At 71.7% G+C, this 17,078-nt stretch carries 11 protein-coding genes and 2 pseudogenes; 4 read left to right on the top strand and 9 right to left on the bottom strand.

Annotated elements, in window-relative coordinates; translation table 11 throughout:
- Positions 1-18: 18 nt before the first annotated feature.
- Positions 19-1,218: a threonine--tRNA ligase gene (gene thrS, locus GA0074692_RS20890; protein ID WP_091653844.1), complete on the bottom strand. Its 1,200-nt coding sequence runs from the start codon at positions 1,216-1,218 to the stop codon at positions 19-21.
- Between the two features lie 328 nt (positions 1,219-1,546).
- Entirely contained in the window at positions 1,547-2,521 is a 975-nt protein-coding gene (locus GA0074692_RS20895; protein WP_091646872.1) for a LysR family transcriptional regulator, read from the bottom strand.
- A 129-nt stretch (positions 2,522-2,650) separates the two neighbouring features.
- Here GA0074692_RS20895 and GA0074692_RS20900 point away from each other — a divergent pair, with 129 nt between their 5' ends.
- Positions 2,651-5,956, top strand: coding sequence for a S8 family serine peptidase (locus GA0074692_RS20900; protein ID WP_091646873.1), 3,306 nt, complete (start codon positions 2,651-2,653; stop codon positions 5,954-5,956).
- A gap of 409 nt (positions 5,957-6,365) precedes the next feature.
- Here the strand turns inward: GA0074692_RS20900 and GA0074692_RS20910 are convergent, their stop codons facing one another.
- Entirely contained in the window at positions 6,366-7,889 is a 1,524-nt protein-coding gene (locus GA0074692_RS20910; RefSeq protein WP_141725125.1) for a transposase, read from the bottom strand.
- Between the two features lie 80 nt (positions 7,890-7,969).
- A pseudogene (locus GA0074692_RS36545) lies at positions 7,970-8,181 on the bottom strand (NF041680 family putative transposase); the annotation flags it as partial.
- Positions 8,182-8,843: 662 nt separating this feature from the next.
- Here GA0074692_RS36545 and GA0074692_RS20920 point away from each other — a divergent pair.
- Positions 8,844-9,488 carry a DedA family protein gene (locus GA0074692_RS20920; protein WP_091646875.1) on the top strand — a complete coding sequence of 215 codons (645 nt, stop codon included), beginning with the start codon at positions 8,844-8,846 and terminating at the stop codon, positions 9,486-9,488.
- Between the two features lie 100 nt (positions 9,489-9,588).
- Here GA0074692_RS20920 and GA0074692_RS20925 read toward each other — a convergent pair whose 3' ends face one another.
- Positions 9,589-10,992, bottom strand: a complete 1,404-nt coding sequence (locus GA0074692_RS20925; protein WP_091646876.1) for an NAD(P)H-quinone dehydrogenase — start codon at positions 10,990-10,992, stop codon at positions 9,589-9,591.
- A gap of 107 nt (positions 10,993-11,099) precedes the next feature.
- Here GA0074692_RS20925 and GA0074692_RS20930 point away from each other — a divergent pair, with 107 nt between their 5' ends.
- Complete coding sequence (locus GA0074692_RS20930) at positions 11,100-11,555, top strand: gamma-glutamylcyclotransferase (RefSeq protein ID WP_091646877.1); 456 nt, start codon at positions 11,100-11,102, stop codon at positions 11,553-11,555.
- Positions 11,556-11,694: 139 nt separating this feature from the next.
- Here GA0074692_RS20930 and GA0074692_RS20935 read toward each other — a convergent pair.
- The 3 genes and pseudogenes from GA0074692_RS20935 to GA0074692_RS20945 all read right to left on the bottom strand — a co-directional run bounded on the left by GA0074692_RS20935 (position 11,695) and on the right by GA0074692_RS20945 (position 14,214).
- Positions 11,695-12,374: pseudogene (locus GA0074692_RS20935) on the bottom strand (SCO6745 family protein).
- A 139-nt stretch (positions 12,375-12,513) separates the two neighbouring features.
- Positions 12,514-13,578: a hypothetical protein gene (locus GA0074692_RS20940; protein ID WP_091646878.1), complete on the bottom strand. Its 1,065-nt coding sequence runs from the start codon at positions 13,576-13,578 to the stop codon at positions 12,514-12,516.
- 3 nt (positions 13,579-13,581) lie between these two features.
- Positions 13,582-14,214 carry an MBL fold metallo-hydrolase gene (locus GA0074692_RS20945; protein WP_091646879.1) on the bottom strand — a complete coding sequence of 211 codons (633 nt, stop codon included), beginning with the start codon at positions 14,212-14,214 and terminating at the stop codon, positions 13,582-13,584.
- A gap of 144 nt (positions 14,215-14,358) precedes the next feature.
- Between GA0074692_RS20945 and GA0074692_RS20950 the strand changes: the two genes are divergently transcribed.
- Positions 14,359-15,483: a DUF4349 domain-containing protein gene (locus GA0074692_RS20950; RefSeq protein WP_245730397.1), complete on the top strand. Its 1,125-nt coding sequence runs from the start codon at positions 14,359-14,361 to the stop codon at positions 15,481-15,483.
- A gap of 76 nt (positions 15,484-15,559) precedes the next feature.
- Here GA0074692_RS20950 and GA0074692_RS20955 read toward each other — a convergent pair whose 3' ends face one another.
- Positions 15,560-16,819, bottom strand: a complete 1,260-nt coding sequence (locus tag GA0074692_RS20955; RefSeq protein WP_091646880.1) for an amidohydrolase — start codon at positions 16,817-16,819, stop codon at positions 15,560-15,562.
- Positions 16,820-17,078 lie beyond the last annotated feature (259 nt).

Raw genomic sequence — 17,078 nt, forward strand, 5'->3', positions numbered from 1 at the left:
GGATACGCCCGGTGACGGTCACCCCAGCGGCGGGCGGGCGGCGGCGGTGAGCAGGTCGAGGGCGGCGGAGGTGGGCAGCGGGTCGAGAAGTCGGCCGTCGCGCTGGCGGAGGCTGACCCGTCCCTCGGCGGCCTCCCGGGGGCCGACCACGGCGACGTACGGAATCCGGCGACGGGCGGCGTCCCGGATCCGCGCGCCGAGGGAGCCGGCCCCGTCCACCTCGACCCGCAACCCGGCGTGGACGCAGTCCCGGGCGAACTCCGCCGCCGGCCCGCCCTGCCGGTCGTCCAACGGGAGAACCACCACCTGCACCGGGGCGTACCAGACCGGGAACGCGCCCGCGTGCTCCTCGATCAGGTACGCGAAGAGGCGTTCCATGCTGCCGACCAGGCTCCGGTGCACCATCACCGGTCGACGTCGCGCCCCGCCCGCGTCGACGTACGACAGGTCGAACCGCTCCGGTTTGTCGAAGTCGAGCTGGATGGTGGAGAGGGTGAACTCCCGTCCCGCCGCGTCCCGTACCTGGATGTCGATCTTTGGGCCGTAGAAAGCGGCCTCGCCGGGAGCCTCGGTGTGGTCGATCCCGGCCAGCGCGGCCCGCAGCAGGTCCTCGGCCCGGTGCCACTGCTCCTCGTCGCCGACGTACTTCTCTCCCGGCCCGCGCAGCGACAGCCGATACCCGGCGATCCGCACGCCGAGCGCAGCGTGCGCCGCCCCGATCAGTCCGAGGATCTCGGCGACCTCCGCGCCGACCTGCTCCAGAGCGCAGAAGTTGTGCGCGTCGTTGAGCGAAATGGCGCGTACCCGGGACAGTCCGCCGAGCACCCCCGACCGTTCCGCCCGGTACATGCCGCCCAGTTCGGCGACGCGCAGCGGCAACTCCCGGTAGGAACGGCCCCGGGCCCGGTAGACCAGGGCATGGTGCGGGCAGAGCGCCGGACGGAGGACGAACTCGTCGTCGGCACTCAGCCGCATCGGCGGAAACATGTCACCGGCGAAGTAGCCAAGGTGCCCGGAGAGGTCGAACAGCTCCCGCCGGCCCAACGGCGGGGTGTGGACGTGCTGGTAGCCGGCCCGGCGCTCCAACTCCCGGAGGTACTCCTCGACCGCGTGCCGGGCGGCGGCGCCGGCCGGCAGCCAGAACGGCAGGCCGGCACCGCTGAGCGGGTCGGAGGCGAAGAGGTCCAGCTCGCGGCCGAGCCTACGGTGGTCGATCATCAGGTCTCCCGGTTTCGGGTACGGCCCGGTAGCGACCAGCCAGAGCACGACGAAGGCCCCGGGGCGGATCGCCCGGGGCCTCGTCGACGGATCAGGTCAGCGCGGCACGCCGGGGTCACCCGGCGTCGTCGTCACCACCGCACTGCGCATACGGCCGACGGTACGCCGACCGCGGGACGGAACGCACCCGATTTCGTGGGAGCCGGAGCAGCCCGGGACAAGTGACGCACTCGTAATGCGCAGGTCGACGGTTCGATTCCGTCAGGCGGCTCCAGGGTGAGGCTCTGACCAGTAGAAGGCCAGGGTAGGCCCATGATCACCGCGCCGGTCAGGCCGGCGTGATGGGCCCGTCCGGTGCCGGAGTGCGGTGGTCGAGCCAGTCGCGGTAGACCGGGTATCTTCTCGCCTCCACCCGGTGCGCTTCGGTGAGCGCGTCCCGTAGCCGATCCGCGTGCGGCACGAGCGGCCCACGGCAGGGCCAGATGAGCCGGTGGCGTACCCACATCGGGTTACCGGCCAGGGGCCGGATCACGACACCCGCGCGGGCCGGCGTCAACGCGTGGGTGAGTGCCACCCCGTGCCCCTGGCTGATGAGCGGGAAGACGACGCTGGCGTTCATTCGCTGCACTTGGCGTGGGGTGAAGCCGGCACGCCGGGAGGCAGCTCGGAACAGGGCGCGCATCCGTACGTCCTTGCCCTCACCGACGAGCCACTGCTCGGTGGCGAGGTCGGGGAGCGCCACCTCCGCCCGGCCGGCCAGCGGGTGCCCCGCGGAGAGCGCGACGAAGATGGGATCCACCGCGAGTACGGCGTCGCCGAGTTCGGGCGGCAACGCCAGCTCGTACCCGGGATAGTCCATGCCCAGCCCGAACTCCAGGCGTCCGCCGACCAGCAGGTCGAGGAGTTCCTCCTCGGTGTCGGCCACCTGCAGGGAGACGTCGGCGTGCGGGAGCAGGGTGCGGACGGCGGTCATCAGCGGCCCGGTCAGCGGACCAGGTATCGAACCCAGCCGCACTGTGTTCAGGTCGGTGTCGTCGGGTCCACGTTGACGTACGTCACGGAGCAGGTCGTCGTAGAGAGCCAGGAGGCCGGTGGAGTGGTTCAGGACGATGGTGCCGAGTGTGGTGGGCCGGACACCACTGCCGCCGCGTTCGAACAGCGGGCCGCCGAGGGCGCGTTCGATCCGCTGCAACTGGGCGGTCAGCGCCGGTTGGGTGTACCCGAGAGCCGCGGCGGCCCGGCTGATGCTGCCGGCCGTCGCGATCGCGGTCACCACCCTTAGATGGCGGATCTCCAGGTCCATAACCCGATGCTATGGCCGGCTGGGATTTCCCGGTAGATCGTGCCGGTCGGGACAGTAACCCCGGCCTGATCAGGACATTTGCAGGAGGCATGGGTGCGGCGGAGACGATTTTACAGACTGGCAACAATCATGTCGGCGGCGCTGGTCGTGGGTACCGCCTCGGTGCTGCCGGCGGCCGCCGCGCCGGATACGCCGGGCGCGTCCGGCGCCTCCGGCTGGCAGACGGGCGGCGCGGCCCGTCCCGACGACGGGCACTGGGTCACCCTGGTCACCGGCGACCGCGTTTACCTGGCCGACAAGCGGGTCTCGGTGATCCCCGGCGTCGGCCGGGAGCGGATCGGCTTCAGCCAGTTCACCCAGGAGGACCACCAGTACGTGGTGCCGAACGACGCGCTGCGGCTGGTCTCCGCCGGACAGGTGGACCGCCGGCTGTTCGACGTCACCGGGCTGGTCGAGGCAGGCTACGACGACGCGCACCTGAGCGAGCTGCCGACCATCGTCGGGCACCCGGGGACCGCGGGCCGGGCGCCGCTGCGGGCCAACGGAGGATCGCGGGTGACCCGGGCGCTGCCCAGCGTGGGCGGCTCGGCGGTGCGGGTGGACAAGAGGCGGGCTGCGACCTTCTGGGCCGACATCACCGCCAAGGGCAGCAAGTTCGGCAAGCTCTGGCTGGACGGCCGGCGCACGGTCAGCCTCGACCAGAGCGTGCCGCAGATCGGTGCGCCGCAGGCGTGGTCGGCCGGGTACGACGGAGCCGGGGTCACCGTCGCCGTCCTGGACACCGGGGTCGACGACACCCACCCCGACCTGGTCGGGCGGATCGCGGAGAAGCAGGACTTCACCGGCGCCGGGGACGCCAGCGACACGGTCGGACACGGCACCCACGTGGCGGCCACCATCGCGGGTACCGGGGCGGGCTCCGACGGCCGGTACCGCGGTGTCGCGCCCGGCGCCTCGCTGCTGATCGGCAAGGTCTGCGAGACCCGCAACTGCGCGGAGTCGGCGATCCTCGCCGGCATGGAGTGGGCGGCGCCGCGCGCGAAGGTCATCAACATGAGCCTCGGCGGACCGGATGTGGGCGACGATCCGATGAAGGCGGCGGTGAACACGCTGACCGCGCAGACCGGGGCGCTGTTCGTCATCGCGGCCGGCAACAACGGCCAGGACGGCGGCGTCTCCTCGCCGGCCACCGCCGACGCCGCGCTCGCGGTGGGCGCGGTGGACAAGCAGGACAACCTGGCCGACTTCTCCAACCGTGGGCCGCGCTCGGACGGCGCCATCAAGCCGGAGATCACCGCACCCGGCGTCGGCATCGTCGCGGCACTCTCCAAGGACAGCCAGTACCCGGTCTACGCTCCCGGGTACACCCAGCTGAACGGCACCTCGATGGCAACGCCGCACGTGGCCGGAGCCGCCGCGCTGCTGGCCGACCAGCACCCGGGCTGGGCCGCTGGCGAGCTCAAGGCGCAGCTGATGGCCTCGGCCAAGCCGAACCCAGCGCTGAACGCGTTTCAGCAGGGTGCCGGACGGGTGGACGTGGGCCGCGCCGTCCAGCAGGCGGTGCTGCCCAGCCCGACCAGCCTTGGTCTGGGTGTCCAGTCCTACCCGGCCGACGACGACGTGCCGGTGACCCGGACCGTGACCTACCGCAACGACAGCCCGGTCGCGGTGACCCTGAACCTGACCGTGTCGGCGACCGGCCCCGAGGGCTCGGCGGCACCGGCCGGCATGTTCACGGTCAGCCCGGGCCAGTTGACCATCCCGGCCGGCGGCACCGCCGGAGCCACGGTCACCGCCGACACCCGGGTGAACAGCGCCACCGGCCTGTTCAGCGGGGCCGTGGTGGCCAGCTCCGTGGACGGCACAGTCTCCGTCCGGGTGCCGGTAGCCGTCACCAAGGAACACGAGTCGCGCAAGCTGTCGGTAAAGCTCATCGACCGCAACGGAGCGCCCGCCAGTAACTACTCGCTCAGTATCGTGGGCGTCGACTTCTTCACCTTCAAGGTGCCGTACGACGCTTCAGGATCCCTCACGACCTCGTTGCGGCCCGGCCGGTTCACCGTCCAGGCGACCGTCCTCACGGACGAGGCTGACGGCACCAGCTCGACCCTGCTGACGTACCCGGTCTTCACGGTCACCTCCGGCAGCGACGCCGAACTGGTGCTGGACGCCCGCAAGGGAACCTCGGCCTCGGTCACCGTGCCAGACGCCGGGGCCGCCAGCCACAGCGCCCACCTCGGCTTCTACCGGACGGTTCCGTTCGGGTACGGGCTGGACTTCCGAATCAGCGGGAACACCTTCGACAAGCTGTACATGGCGAACGTGGGCAGCCCGGTACCGGCGGACGCGGGCACGCTCACCAGCGAGGTACGTACGGTCTGGGCACAGCAGAACGCCGACGGTACCTTCGACAACTCGCCCTACGAGTACGACCTCGTCTGGTTCCGCCAGGGTGACCTGTTCACCAACTTCCGGCACACCGTCAAGAAGAACGAGTTGGCCACTGTGGTCAACCGATTCCACTCGGTCACGCCGGATAGGCAGAACGGGTACATGCACAACTGGGGCATCCCGGCGTCGGGTGGCAGCGCGATCTCCGCACCCATCCCGTTCACCATCCCCAGCGAGCGCACCATCTACCACTCCGCCCGCGACACGGTCTGGCGGACCATGTGGCAGCAGGTTGGGCCGGGGTACGGGACGCAGTTGCTCAGGGACGACGTGACGTACCAGGCGGGCCAGCGGTCCGTGGTGAACTGGCAGAAGGGGCCGGCCGCGCCGATCTTCAACGGGTACCGGTGGGGGCCGGTGACCTTCGTCCGGCAGGGCAACGTCATGAGTTTCCACGTGCCACCGTTCGGGGACCAGGCCGGGCACACCGGGTTTTCGTCCCTGGACACCGGGCAGACGAAGTTCTACCAGGACGACAAGCTGCTCGCGGACGTCCCCACCTATTTCTACGACGCGGCGGGCCCGGTAACCGCGGCGGAGAGCACGTACCGGCTGGAGTACGAGACGACCCGCGGCGCGGACGGCGGGTTCGACAACAGCACGGCGATCAGCGGCAGATGGACGTTCCGCTCCGCCGAGACACCAGGTGACAGGCCGACCGCCCTGCCGCTCGCCTCGGTCCGGTTCCAACCGGAGTTGGACCTCCACAACAGTGCGCGCGGTGGTGGGGTGCTCCCGGTCCCGCTCAGCATCGAGCGCCAGCCGGGCGCGGCCGCCTCCAACCTGACGTCGGTCAACGTCGAGGTGTCGTACGACGAGGGAGCGACCTGGCACCGGGTGACGCTGCGGAAGACCGGAGAGGGCGCTTTCCTGGCCCTGCTCGACCAGCCGAAGCGCGGTCACGTGTCGCTGCGCGCCAGCGCGGCCTACGCCGACGGGGCCACCGTCGACTACACCGTCATCAAGGCGTACCGGCTGCGTTGACGACCGCGTCCAGCTCCTAACGACCAGTGGGGCCGCCGACACCGGTGTCGGCGGCCCCGCTCAGCTGAGCCCCGCACCGTGGTGTCCCAGCCAGGCTCGGTCTCCAGGGCGAACCGGAAACCCGTGCCAAGGGCTGACTGCCAATGACAAGTGGTGATCACCGCGCGGCCCCCGTTTGTGCAGCTCGACGCTAACTTGATCTTTAACCTGTGCGGCGTGGACGGGATTGACGGACTTCGTCTTCTTTGCGGCTGCTGTTTTGGTGTTCGTGGTGGTCGCGGTGTGGACGTCGTAACGCGGGGGGTGGTTGTTGCGGCGGCCGGGTGGCCGCCCTGGTCCTGGCCGGGAGGTTTTGGGTGCACCGGCCGGGCAGGTGGGAGCCTGTCGCACAGCTTTCGATCTTGAGTTGTCAAGCGGCCTTCGGTCTGGCGTCGTGACGAAAGATCTTGTTCAGGTTGTGCACGATGCCGAGCAGTTTGATCTCGGCGTCGACGTCGCTGGTGCCGCGGTGGTGCAGGCGGCGTCCGAACCGTTGGAAGAGTTGGGCGAAGCCGGGTTCGACGAGGGCGCCGCGGCGGGCGTAGAGCTGCTTGCCTTCGGTGGATGCCAGTCGGGCTGCCATGTCGCGGTGGCCGGCGGGGACGTCCTGGCTGCGTGGCGTGGTGGCCCTGGTCTGGTCGTACTCCTTGGTGAGCGACACGAGCAGCGGAAGGTCTGCCAGGGCGGTGAAGTTCGCGGTGCTGGCGTATCCGCTGTCGGCCAGCCACGCCTCGACATCGGCGGTGAGGCCTGCGGTCGCGCAGTTGTGCTGAGCGCGTCTGATGACCGGAACCAGGGCAGTGGTGTCGGACGGATTGTCGTGCAGCTCGATCGCGAGGAGGATCTGGTTGCGGGAGCAGGCGATCTGCACGTTGTAGCCCTGCACGTAGCCGCCGTGCTTGCCGAGCATGAGCCGCGACGCCGGATCGGTGAGTGATGCCCTGGCAGCCGCAGACGGGATTGGCCGAGGGTTGAGCGCATGGTGCAGCCCGGCCTGCGCCCTGGCCAGCCGGGCCTGCTGCCGGACGACCTTGGTCTTGGCCTCGATCGCAACTGGTGGGCGCCCGGTGGCGCGCCGCCGTCCCGCGGCCTGGTCCTGCAGGCTCCGGCGGGCGTAGTCGGCCAGCCGCTGCTGCTGGGCGGCGGTGACGTCGGCGAGGCGCTGGACGGCCCTGGCCACCATCCGCTCGGCGGCCTCGACCTTGATCCGGATCTCGCCGGCCGAGGGCAGCACGCGTTCATGCAGCTTGTCCCGGGCCATTCGGGCTCGCGCCAGGCGGTCGCCGAGTCGAGACAGCCGCCGCAGGCAGCTGCCGGCGGCGGTGTGCCAGGTGCTGTCTTCGGCGGCTGCTGGGGCGTCCATGTCACCCATCAACTGGTCAACCTCGGCTTCGCCATCGGCGATCATGGTCTCCAGCGCGTGGAGGCTGCGGTTGGTGGAGCGGGCGGCGGCGGCCTGCATCGGTGAACCGTCCACCGCCACCGCGGCCAGGTCCACCAGCCCACGCTGGGCGCAAAGCGCCAGGACCTGCACGAACAGCGCCTTCATACCGTCACGATGACGGCGCAGAAAACGCGCGACGGTGGCATGGTCGATGTGCTGGTTGCCGGTGATGATCCGGCAGCCCACATCGTCGAGGCACGCCGCCTCGATCCTGCGCGACGAGCGCACGCCCTTGCAGTAGCAGTACAACACCAAGGCCAGCAGCACCTGCGGTGGATACGCCGCCGCGCCCTGGCCATCGGCGCGGTAGCTCCGCAGGAACTCCGACAGGTCGAGCTCACCGACGACCTTCAGGACCTGCCAGCAAAGATGCTGCGGCGGCAGCCACCCGCGCAGGTCCTGCCGGGGCAAGAACGAGCCGTCCGAGCAGGAGATGAAGTTGTATGCCACGGCACGACATGATCGACCATCATGGACAAACCACAGCAACAACTCTTGACAACTCAAGATCGAAAGCTGTGCGACAGGCTCGTGGTCTTCGCGCGGAGGTGCCGAAATCCTCGGCGGACGCGGGCGTGCCGGGTGACAGGCGCTCGGGTGGTGCGGGTTGCTCCCAAGGCCGGCGCAGGTCGATGGCGAGGGCGCGGGCCAGACGTAGCTGGGTGTAGGCGGCGAGGATCATCCAGGCCCATCGGTCGGCTGCCTGCGGGGTGCGGATCTTGGGGCAGGTCCAGCCGAGGGAATCGGGGGAACTGGATCTTCCACGGCGCGCTCGACGCATCGCCTCTAGTGCGGTCCTACGACCTGCTGAAGCCATGCTCTGTCGGCGGCCTTCAACCTGGCCACACGCTCTACACCTCCTGGGCAAGCGCCTGGCCACGTCGACCGTCCTCACCGGCGCCGACGAGTACGGCGAAGACGAGGGGAACGCTGCACTTGCGGAACTGGCAGACCTTGCCAGCGAAATCAGAGTGCTCGACCCGGCCGCCTTTGCGGGCGATGACCACACACCCCGTCGATCATGGAGTTGTGGTGTGCGATTGGTGCTGATTGCGAGGTTTGCGAGGTGCCAAAAGTCCATGATCGACGGGGCGGTGGGGAGCTGCGGTTGGAGGGGGTGGTGCAGGCGGGCCGCCGGCACGGGACCTGCCGGCGGCCCGCGAGCGACCCGCTCGTCAGGAACGGGGGACCCGACGCGATCGGGCCGCGCCATCAACGGTACGCGCGCGGTGGCCGATCTGCCGTCCCCCCGCGACGCCGCGGTTTTCCGTACCCTCTGCGGTAGCTCATCGTTGTAATCAGGTGACTCCATCCGTGGTGGGGGTCACCGCCGGCCGGGGCCGTCCGTGGTGACACGGCACACCCCGTCAGGCTCGGTAGACCCTGATCGGCCCGAACCGCGAGGTGGCAGTGGCGCCCGACCTTCTCACCGACGTGGCGTCACCCCTGTGGGCGTACCTGATCCTGCTCGGACTCCTGGCGGTGGACGCCTTCGTCCCGGTGATCCCGACGCAGGCCGTCATGATCACCGGTGGCGCGTTGACCGTCTACGGGGAGCTGAGCCTGCCGCTGATCATCGGGATCGGGGCGACCGGGGTGTTCGTCGGTGATCTGGCCTGCTATCTGCTTGGCCGGCAGGCACCGGAACGGGTGGTGCCGCGCCCCCGGCAGCGGGGCCGGGCCCGCCGCGCCGCCGGCCGGTTCACCCAGGGGCTACGCCGTCCCGGGCCGCTGGTGATCCTGCTCTGTCGGTTCGTGCCGGGCGGACGGATGGCGGCGTGCTTCTCCGCCGGCCGCAGTCGCTACCCGTACCGGCTCTTCCTCTGTTACGAGGCCATCGCCGCGCTGGGCTGGGCCGGCTACGGCGGGCTCGTCGGCCACCTGGGCGGCGCGGCACTGACCCGGTCGGTGTGGCTGCTGGCGCTGATCGCCGCCGGTGCGGCGGCGGGGTTCGCGGCGGCCGGCTGGGCGTTGAACCGGGTCGCCGCCCGCCAGACCCGTCCAGCCGACGAAACCTCCCCCGCGCCCGCCGAGGCGACGTCAGCCTGAGCCCCGCCAGGCCACGCCCTCGGCCAGCCCCGGGCCGCCGAGCCAGCCCAAGGCGGGCGGGCCCCGGCGCGAGGGCCCCGGGGCAGGCCCGCCCCAGGGGTTACTCCAGTTCGTGCAGCATGAGCTGGCGGGCCGCCTCGGCGATCGAGCCGGAGAGCGACGGGTAGATGGTGAAGGTCTGGGCCAGCTCGTTGACGGTGAGGTTGTTCTCCACCGCCATGGTGATCGGCAGGATCAGCTCGCTGGCCTTCGGCGCGACCACCACGCCGCCGACCACCTGGCCGCTGGCCGGCCGGCAGAACAGCTTGACGAAACCGTCGTCGAGGCCGGCCATCTTCGCCCGCGGGTTGCCCGACAGCGGCAGCATCACCTGCCGGGCCGGCACCTTGCCGGCGTCCACCTCGTTCTGCGACACCCCGACGGTGGCCAGCTCCGGGTCGGTGAAGACGTTCGCCGACACAGTCCGTAGCCGCAGCGGCCGGACCGCCTCGCCGAGCGCATGCCACATGGCGATCCGCCCCTGCATCGCGGCCACGCTCGCCAGCGGGAGCAGGCCGGTGCAGTCCCCGGCGGCGTAGATGCCGGGGACCGTGGTCCGGGAGACCCGGTCGACGGTCACGTAGCCGCCCTGGGCGAGCCGGACGCCGTACTCGGGCAGGTTGAGGTTCGCGGTGTTCGGCACCGAACCGACCGCGATCAGCGCGTGCGAGCCGTACACGACGCGTCCGTCGGAGAGCTGGACCTCGACGCCGCCGTCGGTCCGGCGGACCGCATCGGCGCGGGAGTTGTTGAGGATGCTCATGCCCCGGGAGCGGAAGACCCGCTCGATGGCCATGGCCGCGTCGGCGTCCTCGTGCGGCATGACCCGGTCCCGACTGGAGACCAGGGTGACCTCCACCCCCATCGCCAGGTACGCGCTGGCGAACTCCGCACCGGTCACGCCGGAGCCGACCACGATCAAATGTTCGGGCAGTTCGGGAAGGTCGTAGACCTGCCGCCAGGTGAGGATGCGCTCGCCGTCGGGCGCGGCGGTGGGGAGCTGGCGCGGGGTGGCGCCGGTGGCGATCAGCACGGTGTCCGCGGCGATCGAGTACTCCGGCTCGTCGCCGGCCGGGGTGACCACGACCCGGTGGGTGTGGCCGAGGGTGTCCTCACCGAGCCGGGCCCGGCCGTCGACCACGTTCACGCCCGCCTTGACGAGCTTGGCATGGATGTCGGCGGACTGCGCCAGGGCCAGCCGCTTGACCCGGTCGTGGACGGCCTGCGCGTCGACGGTGACCGCCTCCAGGCCGTCCGAGTGCACCCCGAACTCCTCGGTGTCCCGGTAGCCGGTCACCACAGAGGAGCTGGCGATGAAGGTCTTCGACGGTACGCAGTCCCAGAGCACGCAGGCGCCGCCGGCCCCCTCGGTCTCCACCACGGTGACATCGGCGTCGAGCTGGGCGGCGACCAACGCTGCCTCGTACCCGGCCGGCCCGCCGCCGATGATCACGATCCGGCTCACAGTGCTCGCCCTCCGTCGCTACCCATGATGGTTTTCTTTTCCCCAAACTGCCCGACACGCACCGTTCGTATTCTCCCTCGCCCGTCCGCCGGGCTATCGTCATCGCCGTGCGTCATTACGCCGCCTACGGCTCAAACCTGGACCCCGCCCGGATGCGCGCCTACTGCCCGCACTCGCCGATGGTCGGCGTCGGCTGGCTGGAAGGCTGGCGGTTCACCTTCGCCGGTGAGGACGTCATCGGCTGGGAGGGCGCGGTCAGCACCGTCGTCGAGTCCCCCGGCGACCGGGTGTTCGTGGCGCTCTACGACATCCACCCGTACGACGCCGCCCAGCTCGACGAGATCGAGGGGGTGACCGCCGGCACGTACCAGAAGCTGCACGTACGGGTCTCGACCCTGGACGGCGACGTGACCGCCTGGATCTACGTCTTCGCCGGGTACGAGGGCGGACTCCCCACCGCGTGGTATCTCTCCGAGATCGCCAACGCCGCCGAGAAGGCGGGTGCGCCCGACGACTACGTCAAGGAGCTGCGGTCCCGGCCCACCGGCACCGCGTCCGCGTAGCACGTCCGACACCCCTTCAGTCTGCGCTGGTGGTCGCTGGTCTGCCCGACCGACCCCACCCCGGGTAGGTTGACGCACCCGAAAAGCACCCGAGAGTGGAGCACCGGTCACGCACTGCTAAGTCAACGGGTCCGGGTCGTCAGTCGACGACCGGTGGGGCGTTGGGCACGGGGTCGATGGCGGCACGCACCGTCCGGCGGGTCACGGTGAGCAACTCGGCCAGTTCGACCCGCTCCGCCGGAGCCAGCGCCCGGAAGGCGGGAGCGGCCAACCGGTCGGTCACGGCCTCCGCCCAGAGCCGCCGACGCACCAGCGGGCCCGCCGGCGGGTACGGCCCGGGCCAGCCGCCGGCCATCGCCTCGGTCTCCCCCTCCGCCCCGGCGAGCACCGCCTCCAGCGGACTCATCCCGCTGGCCCGGACGGCGAGCAGGTACGCGCCGAGGTAGTGCTCCCGCAGCAGGTGCAGCCCGACTGCGGCCCGCGCGCCCGGGGCGTCGTCCGGCACCGGCATCGCCCGCCAGGCCGCGAAGAGGGGCAGTCCGTACGCCTCGGCGGCGGCCACTGCCCGGTGCAGCAGGTCGGCGAGGCGGGCCGTCCCGGGAGCCTCGGCCAGGTGCTGGCGGCCCCAGCGGCAGCACTCGGCGAGGCCGGCCGCGGCCACCTCGCGGGGGCCTCCACGCGGGCCGCCGCGTCCCAGCCCTCGGCGACCGCCTCCGGGGAGATCAGACCCAGGCAGGCGGCGGCGGTCTCCGACCCGACGTCACCGAGCGCTCCGCCCCGGGCGGTGACATAGAAGGCCCAGCCGGAGATGCCGAGCAGCCGCGCCCGGCGGCGGGTGGTGGGGCACCGGGTGTACGCGTCGCCCAGCTCCACCACGGCCGGTCTGCTCGCCGTGGCGGCCTGTTCCGGGGTCATTCGGCCCGTCCGGGACGGGTCGCCAGCCGTACGTCCATCCGGCTCAGTCTGCCGTGTCGTCCCCCGTCCCGGCAGCCCCCTCCTCGGCGAGCAGCGCCTCCAGCGCCCCCTCGACCTCGCCGGTGCGCCGCCGGGCCGCCGTGGCGGCGCGTTCGGCGGTACGCCGGGCCAGCTTGCGCCGGCTCACTTCCTGCTCGGCACCGGCCCGTCGGCGTTCGAGTTCCGCCAGTTCGGCCTCGATCGCGGTCAGGGCGTCGGCGGCGTCGCGTTCGGCCGTGGTCGCGCCGATCAGCTCCGTCTCGGCCCGGTCCTGGTCGGTACGCGCCTTCGCCAGTTCCCGTTCCAATGCCCGCCGCTGCTTCGCCCGCTCGGCCCGTTCGGCCCGCTCAGCTCGTTCAGCTCGTTCGGCTGCTCTGGCTCGGGCGGCCCGGTCGGCCTGCTCTGCCCGGTCGGTCCGGTGGCCGGCCTGCTCCGCCCGCTCGCGGGGTCCCGCCCGGCCGGGGCGTTCTCCGGTCCGCGTCTTGCCGGCTGACGGTTTCCCGGCTGGAGGTTCGGCGGTGGACGGTTTCCCGGTGGACGGTTCGGCGGCGCCGCCGGTGAGCAGCCGGAGCTGCGGCCGGGGCACCTCGCCGAAGCCGGCGTAGCTGGTGGACCGGAGCAGCCGGCCGGAGCGGACCTGGGCAGCTACCCCGGTGTCGGCGAGCGCGGCGTTGAGCGTCGACTCGACCTCGGCCAGCGGCAGCCGGCCGGCCGGGGGCGCGCCCTCGGTGTCGGCGGCCAGCGTCCGGGCCTCGGCCACCAGGGCGGCGACCACCGCGCGACGCTGGGCGGAGAGTTCCCGCAGTTTCGGCCCGCGCAGGTCCCGCTGGGCCGTCCGGAGTGCCTCGGCGAGGTCCGCCAGGTCGGCCACCAGCTCAGGGCGCCGGATGGCGAGCAGGTTGACCAGCCAGGCTGCCACGGTGGGCCGGCGCAGCTTCGCGATCTCCCGGGCGGTCGCCGGGTCGCCGGCCCGGCGGGCCTCCGCCACGGCGGCGTCCCGGGCGGCCACGAACCGGTCCGGTGGCGTGCCGTAGAGCCGTTCGGCCAGGTCGCGGGAGGGATCGGGCATCGCTCAGACGTTGATCTGGGTGCCCGGCGTCAACCGCTGATAGTCGACGGAGGAGAGCCGGCGGAAGTTGTTGTCCAGCACGGCGAGCCCGTTGGCGTTGAGCAGCCCGTCGTGCAGGGCGTACGCCTGACGTGGGGCGACCGCCCGGAGGAAGTCCAGCGACTCGGAGAACTTCGCCCACGGCGCGTGGATCGGCAGGAAGAGGGTGTGGACCGATACGTCGTCGGGGGCCACCAGGGCGTCACCGGGGTGGTAGACCACCTCGTCGACCAGGTACCCGAGGTTGTCGACCACCGGGATGTCCGGGTGGATCACGGCGTGCCGCCCGCCGTAGGCGCGGACCGGGATGCCGGCTGCGGTGAACGACTGCCCCGGCTCGACCGGGCTCAGCACGTCGGGCAGGCCGTCCACGGTGGCGGCCAGCGACGCCGGCCCGTACAGGGTGAACGGGCGACGGTCGAGCTGACGGGTCAGTGCCGCCACGTCCACGTGGTCCGGGTGCTGGTGGGTGATCAGCACCGCGTCCGCGCCGTCGAGCGCCTCGGCCGTCTCGCTGAACGTTCCCGGGTCGATGACCAGCACTCCCCCGTCGTGCTCGACACGTACGCAAGAGTGGCCGTACTTGGTCAAACGCATTCGTGACTCCTCGACAACCAAATCGTGATCTCTTCAGCGCAGTTTGCCGGAACGGACACGCCCCCGCTCCCCGTCTGATCGAACGCCTCGGCAGGTCGGGTCAGCGGACCCGATCGCCGGGAGCGCGAGGATCGGAGAAAAACCATGATGGATAACGGACGACGGCGGTGGGGCGTACCGCTGGTGGCGCTGGGCCTGACGGCACTGTTCGCGGTCGGCGGGTGCTCCGCTGGCAGCGGCGGCAGCGAGCGGGCCGCCTCGGACAACGCGGCCCCCGGCCCGGCGGCGCCGGAGGCGGCCGGCGGGGACAACGCGGGGTCGAAGGACACGTCGGCCGGGGCCGGCGGGGTGGACCTGCGGGTGGACCAGCGCGCCATCATCTACACCGGATCGGTACGGGTGCAGGTCGAGGACGTGGACCGGGCCGCCCAGGACACCGTCGCACTGGTCACCGCGGCCGGCGGCTTCGTCGGCGGGGACGAGCGGCGCGGCGTCGACGAGCACGCCCGCGCCGACCTGGAGCTGCGGGTGCCGGCGGCCCGGTTCACCGGCGTGGTCGACGGCATCGCCAAGTTGGGCGAGCAGCAGTGGCGGGAGATCCGGACCGAGGACGTGACCGAGCAGACGGTCGATCTGGACGCCCGGATCACCACCCAGCGGGCCCGGGTGGAGAGCGCCCGTCGGCTGCTGGCCCGGGCCTCCTCGATCGACGACCTCGTGTCGATCGAGAACGAGCTGGGCCGGCGGGAGGCCGACCTCGCCTCGCTGGAGGCGAAGAAGCGCCGGCTGGCCGACCTCACCGCGCTCTCCACGATCAACGTCTCGCTGGTCACCGAGAACACCCGCAGCAGCGACACGGACGAGACCGGTTTCCTGGCCGGGCTCGCCGACGGCTGGCGGGCCTTCCTGGAGTCGGTGACCGTCCTGGTCACCGTGCTCGGGGCGCTGCTGCCCTGGCTGGTCGTGCTCGCCGTACCGGTGGTGCTGGTCTGGCGGCTGGCCCGCCGGCGGCGTCAGCGGCGGGCCGGGCAGGTCGCTCCCGGCGCTCCGGCGTACCCGGCGATGGCCGCCCCGGTGCCGGCCGGGGTCGGTGCCCCGACGCGACCGGCGGCGCCCGCTCAGCGGTCCGGTGCCGTTGCCGCGCCGCAGCCGATGACGCCCGCGCAGCGCCCGGCCGGCGCGGATGCCACGCCGAAGCCGGATGCCGCACCGCGACCGGGTGCCATGCCGAAGCCGGATGTCGCGCCGAAGCCGGATGCCATGCCTTGACCGGATCCGCTCCCGGCCGACGGTGACGCCCGCCCGCCGTCGGCCGGGAGCGGGGCGTCGCCGTCGACGGGAGACGTCAGCGAGCCTCGGCCAGCGCCCGGAGCGCGGTCTGCACCATGAGTCGGACGCCGACCGCGATGGCGCGCTCGTCCACGTCGAACGAGGGGCGGTGCAGGTCCAGACTGGGCCCGGAACGGCCGACCCCGAGCCGGGCGAGCGCGCCGGGGACGTACTCCAGGTACCAGGAGAAGTCCTCGCCGCCCATGCTCTGCGGGGTCTCGGCGACGCCGTCCGGGCCGAGCGCGGTGACCGTAGCGGCGGTGAGCACCTTGATCGCCCGCGCGTCGTTGCTGACCGGCGGCCGGCCGCGCAGGTACTCCAGGTCGACGGTGGCGCCGGTGGGGGCGAGGACGTCCCGGACCACCTGGGCCACGATCTTCGGCGCCTCCTCCCAGGCTTCCCGGGTCATGGCGCGCAGGGTGCCGGAGGCGACCGCCTCGGACGGGATGACGTTGTAGCGGGTGCCGGCCGAGGCCTGCCCGAACACCAGCAGCAGGCCGCTGTTGGCCGGTACCCGCCGGCTGACCAGCGCCGGGACCTCGGTGACCAGCCGGCCGAGGGCGTCGACCATGTCGACGGTGAGGTGGGGCCGCGCGGTGTGCCCGCCCGGCCCACTCAGCCGGACGGTGACGTTGTCGGCGGCGGCGGTGATCGGACCGACCCGCAGGCCGATCTTGCCGACCGGCAGGTTGGGGTCGCAGTGCAGGGCGAAGATCTGGGTGACGTCCTCCAGTCCGCCGGCCTCGATGACCTCCAGCGAGCCGCAGGGCAGGATCTCCTCGGCCGGCTGGAAGATCAGCCGGACCCGGCCGGGCAGCTCGCCGAGGTCGGCGAGCTGGGCGAGGAGCATGCCGACCCCGAGCAGCACGGTGGTGTGCACGTCGTGTCCGCAGGCGTGGCAGACCCCGTCGACCGTGGAGCGGTACGACACGTCCTTCACGTCGGTCAGCGGCAGCGCGTCGATGTCGGCGCGCAGCGCCACCACCGGACCGTCCGGGCGGCCGTCGACGTCGCAGATCACCCCGTTGCCCTTGGGCAGCAGTCGGGGGTGCAGCCCGGCCAGGGAGAGTTCCCGGGCGATCAGCGCGGCCGTCTCGAACTCCTCGCCCGAGAGTTCCGGGTGCGAGTGGAGGTGCCGCCGGGTGGCGATGAGGCCCGGTGTCCGGAGCTCGAGCAGATGGTCGAGCTCGAACGGCAGGGGCTGGGATCCGGGCGGCGCCTCGTGCCAGGACGACGCCAGATGGCTGCCGTTCGGCAGCGTCAACGCACTCGTCACGTCGATTTCTCGATCACTGTGGATGGGATGGGACTCGGACAGCCTAGACCTTCGACGGTGACGCTGCGCAATTTCGTTACGGTGATCGTCGGAGCGCGCAGAGTCACGAAAACCCTGGTTGGAGCGCTCGTAGATCTGCGGTACAGCAGGTAGATCGCCGTCGAGAGCCTTCATCCGCCCCACACCTCCTACACCGTGTAACCGCCTGCCGACCGGCGACAACGGCGTCGGCGCGGACCTTTCATTGCGAATTGTCGCA

Source organism: Micromonospora pallida, assembly GCF_900090325.1.
GTDB lineage: Bacteria > Actinomycetota > Actinomycetes > Mycobacteriales > Micromonosporaceae > Micromonospora > Micromonospora pallida.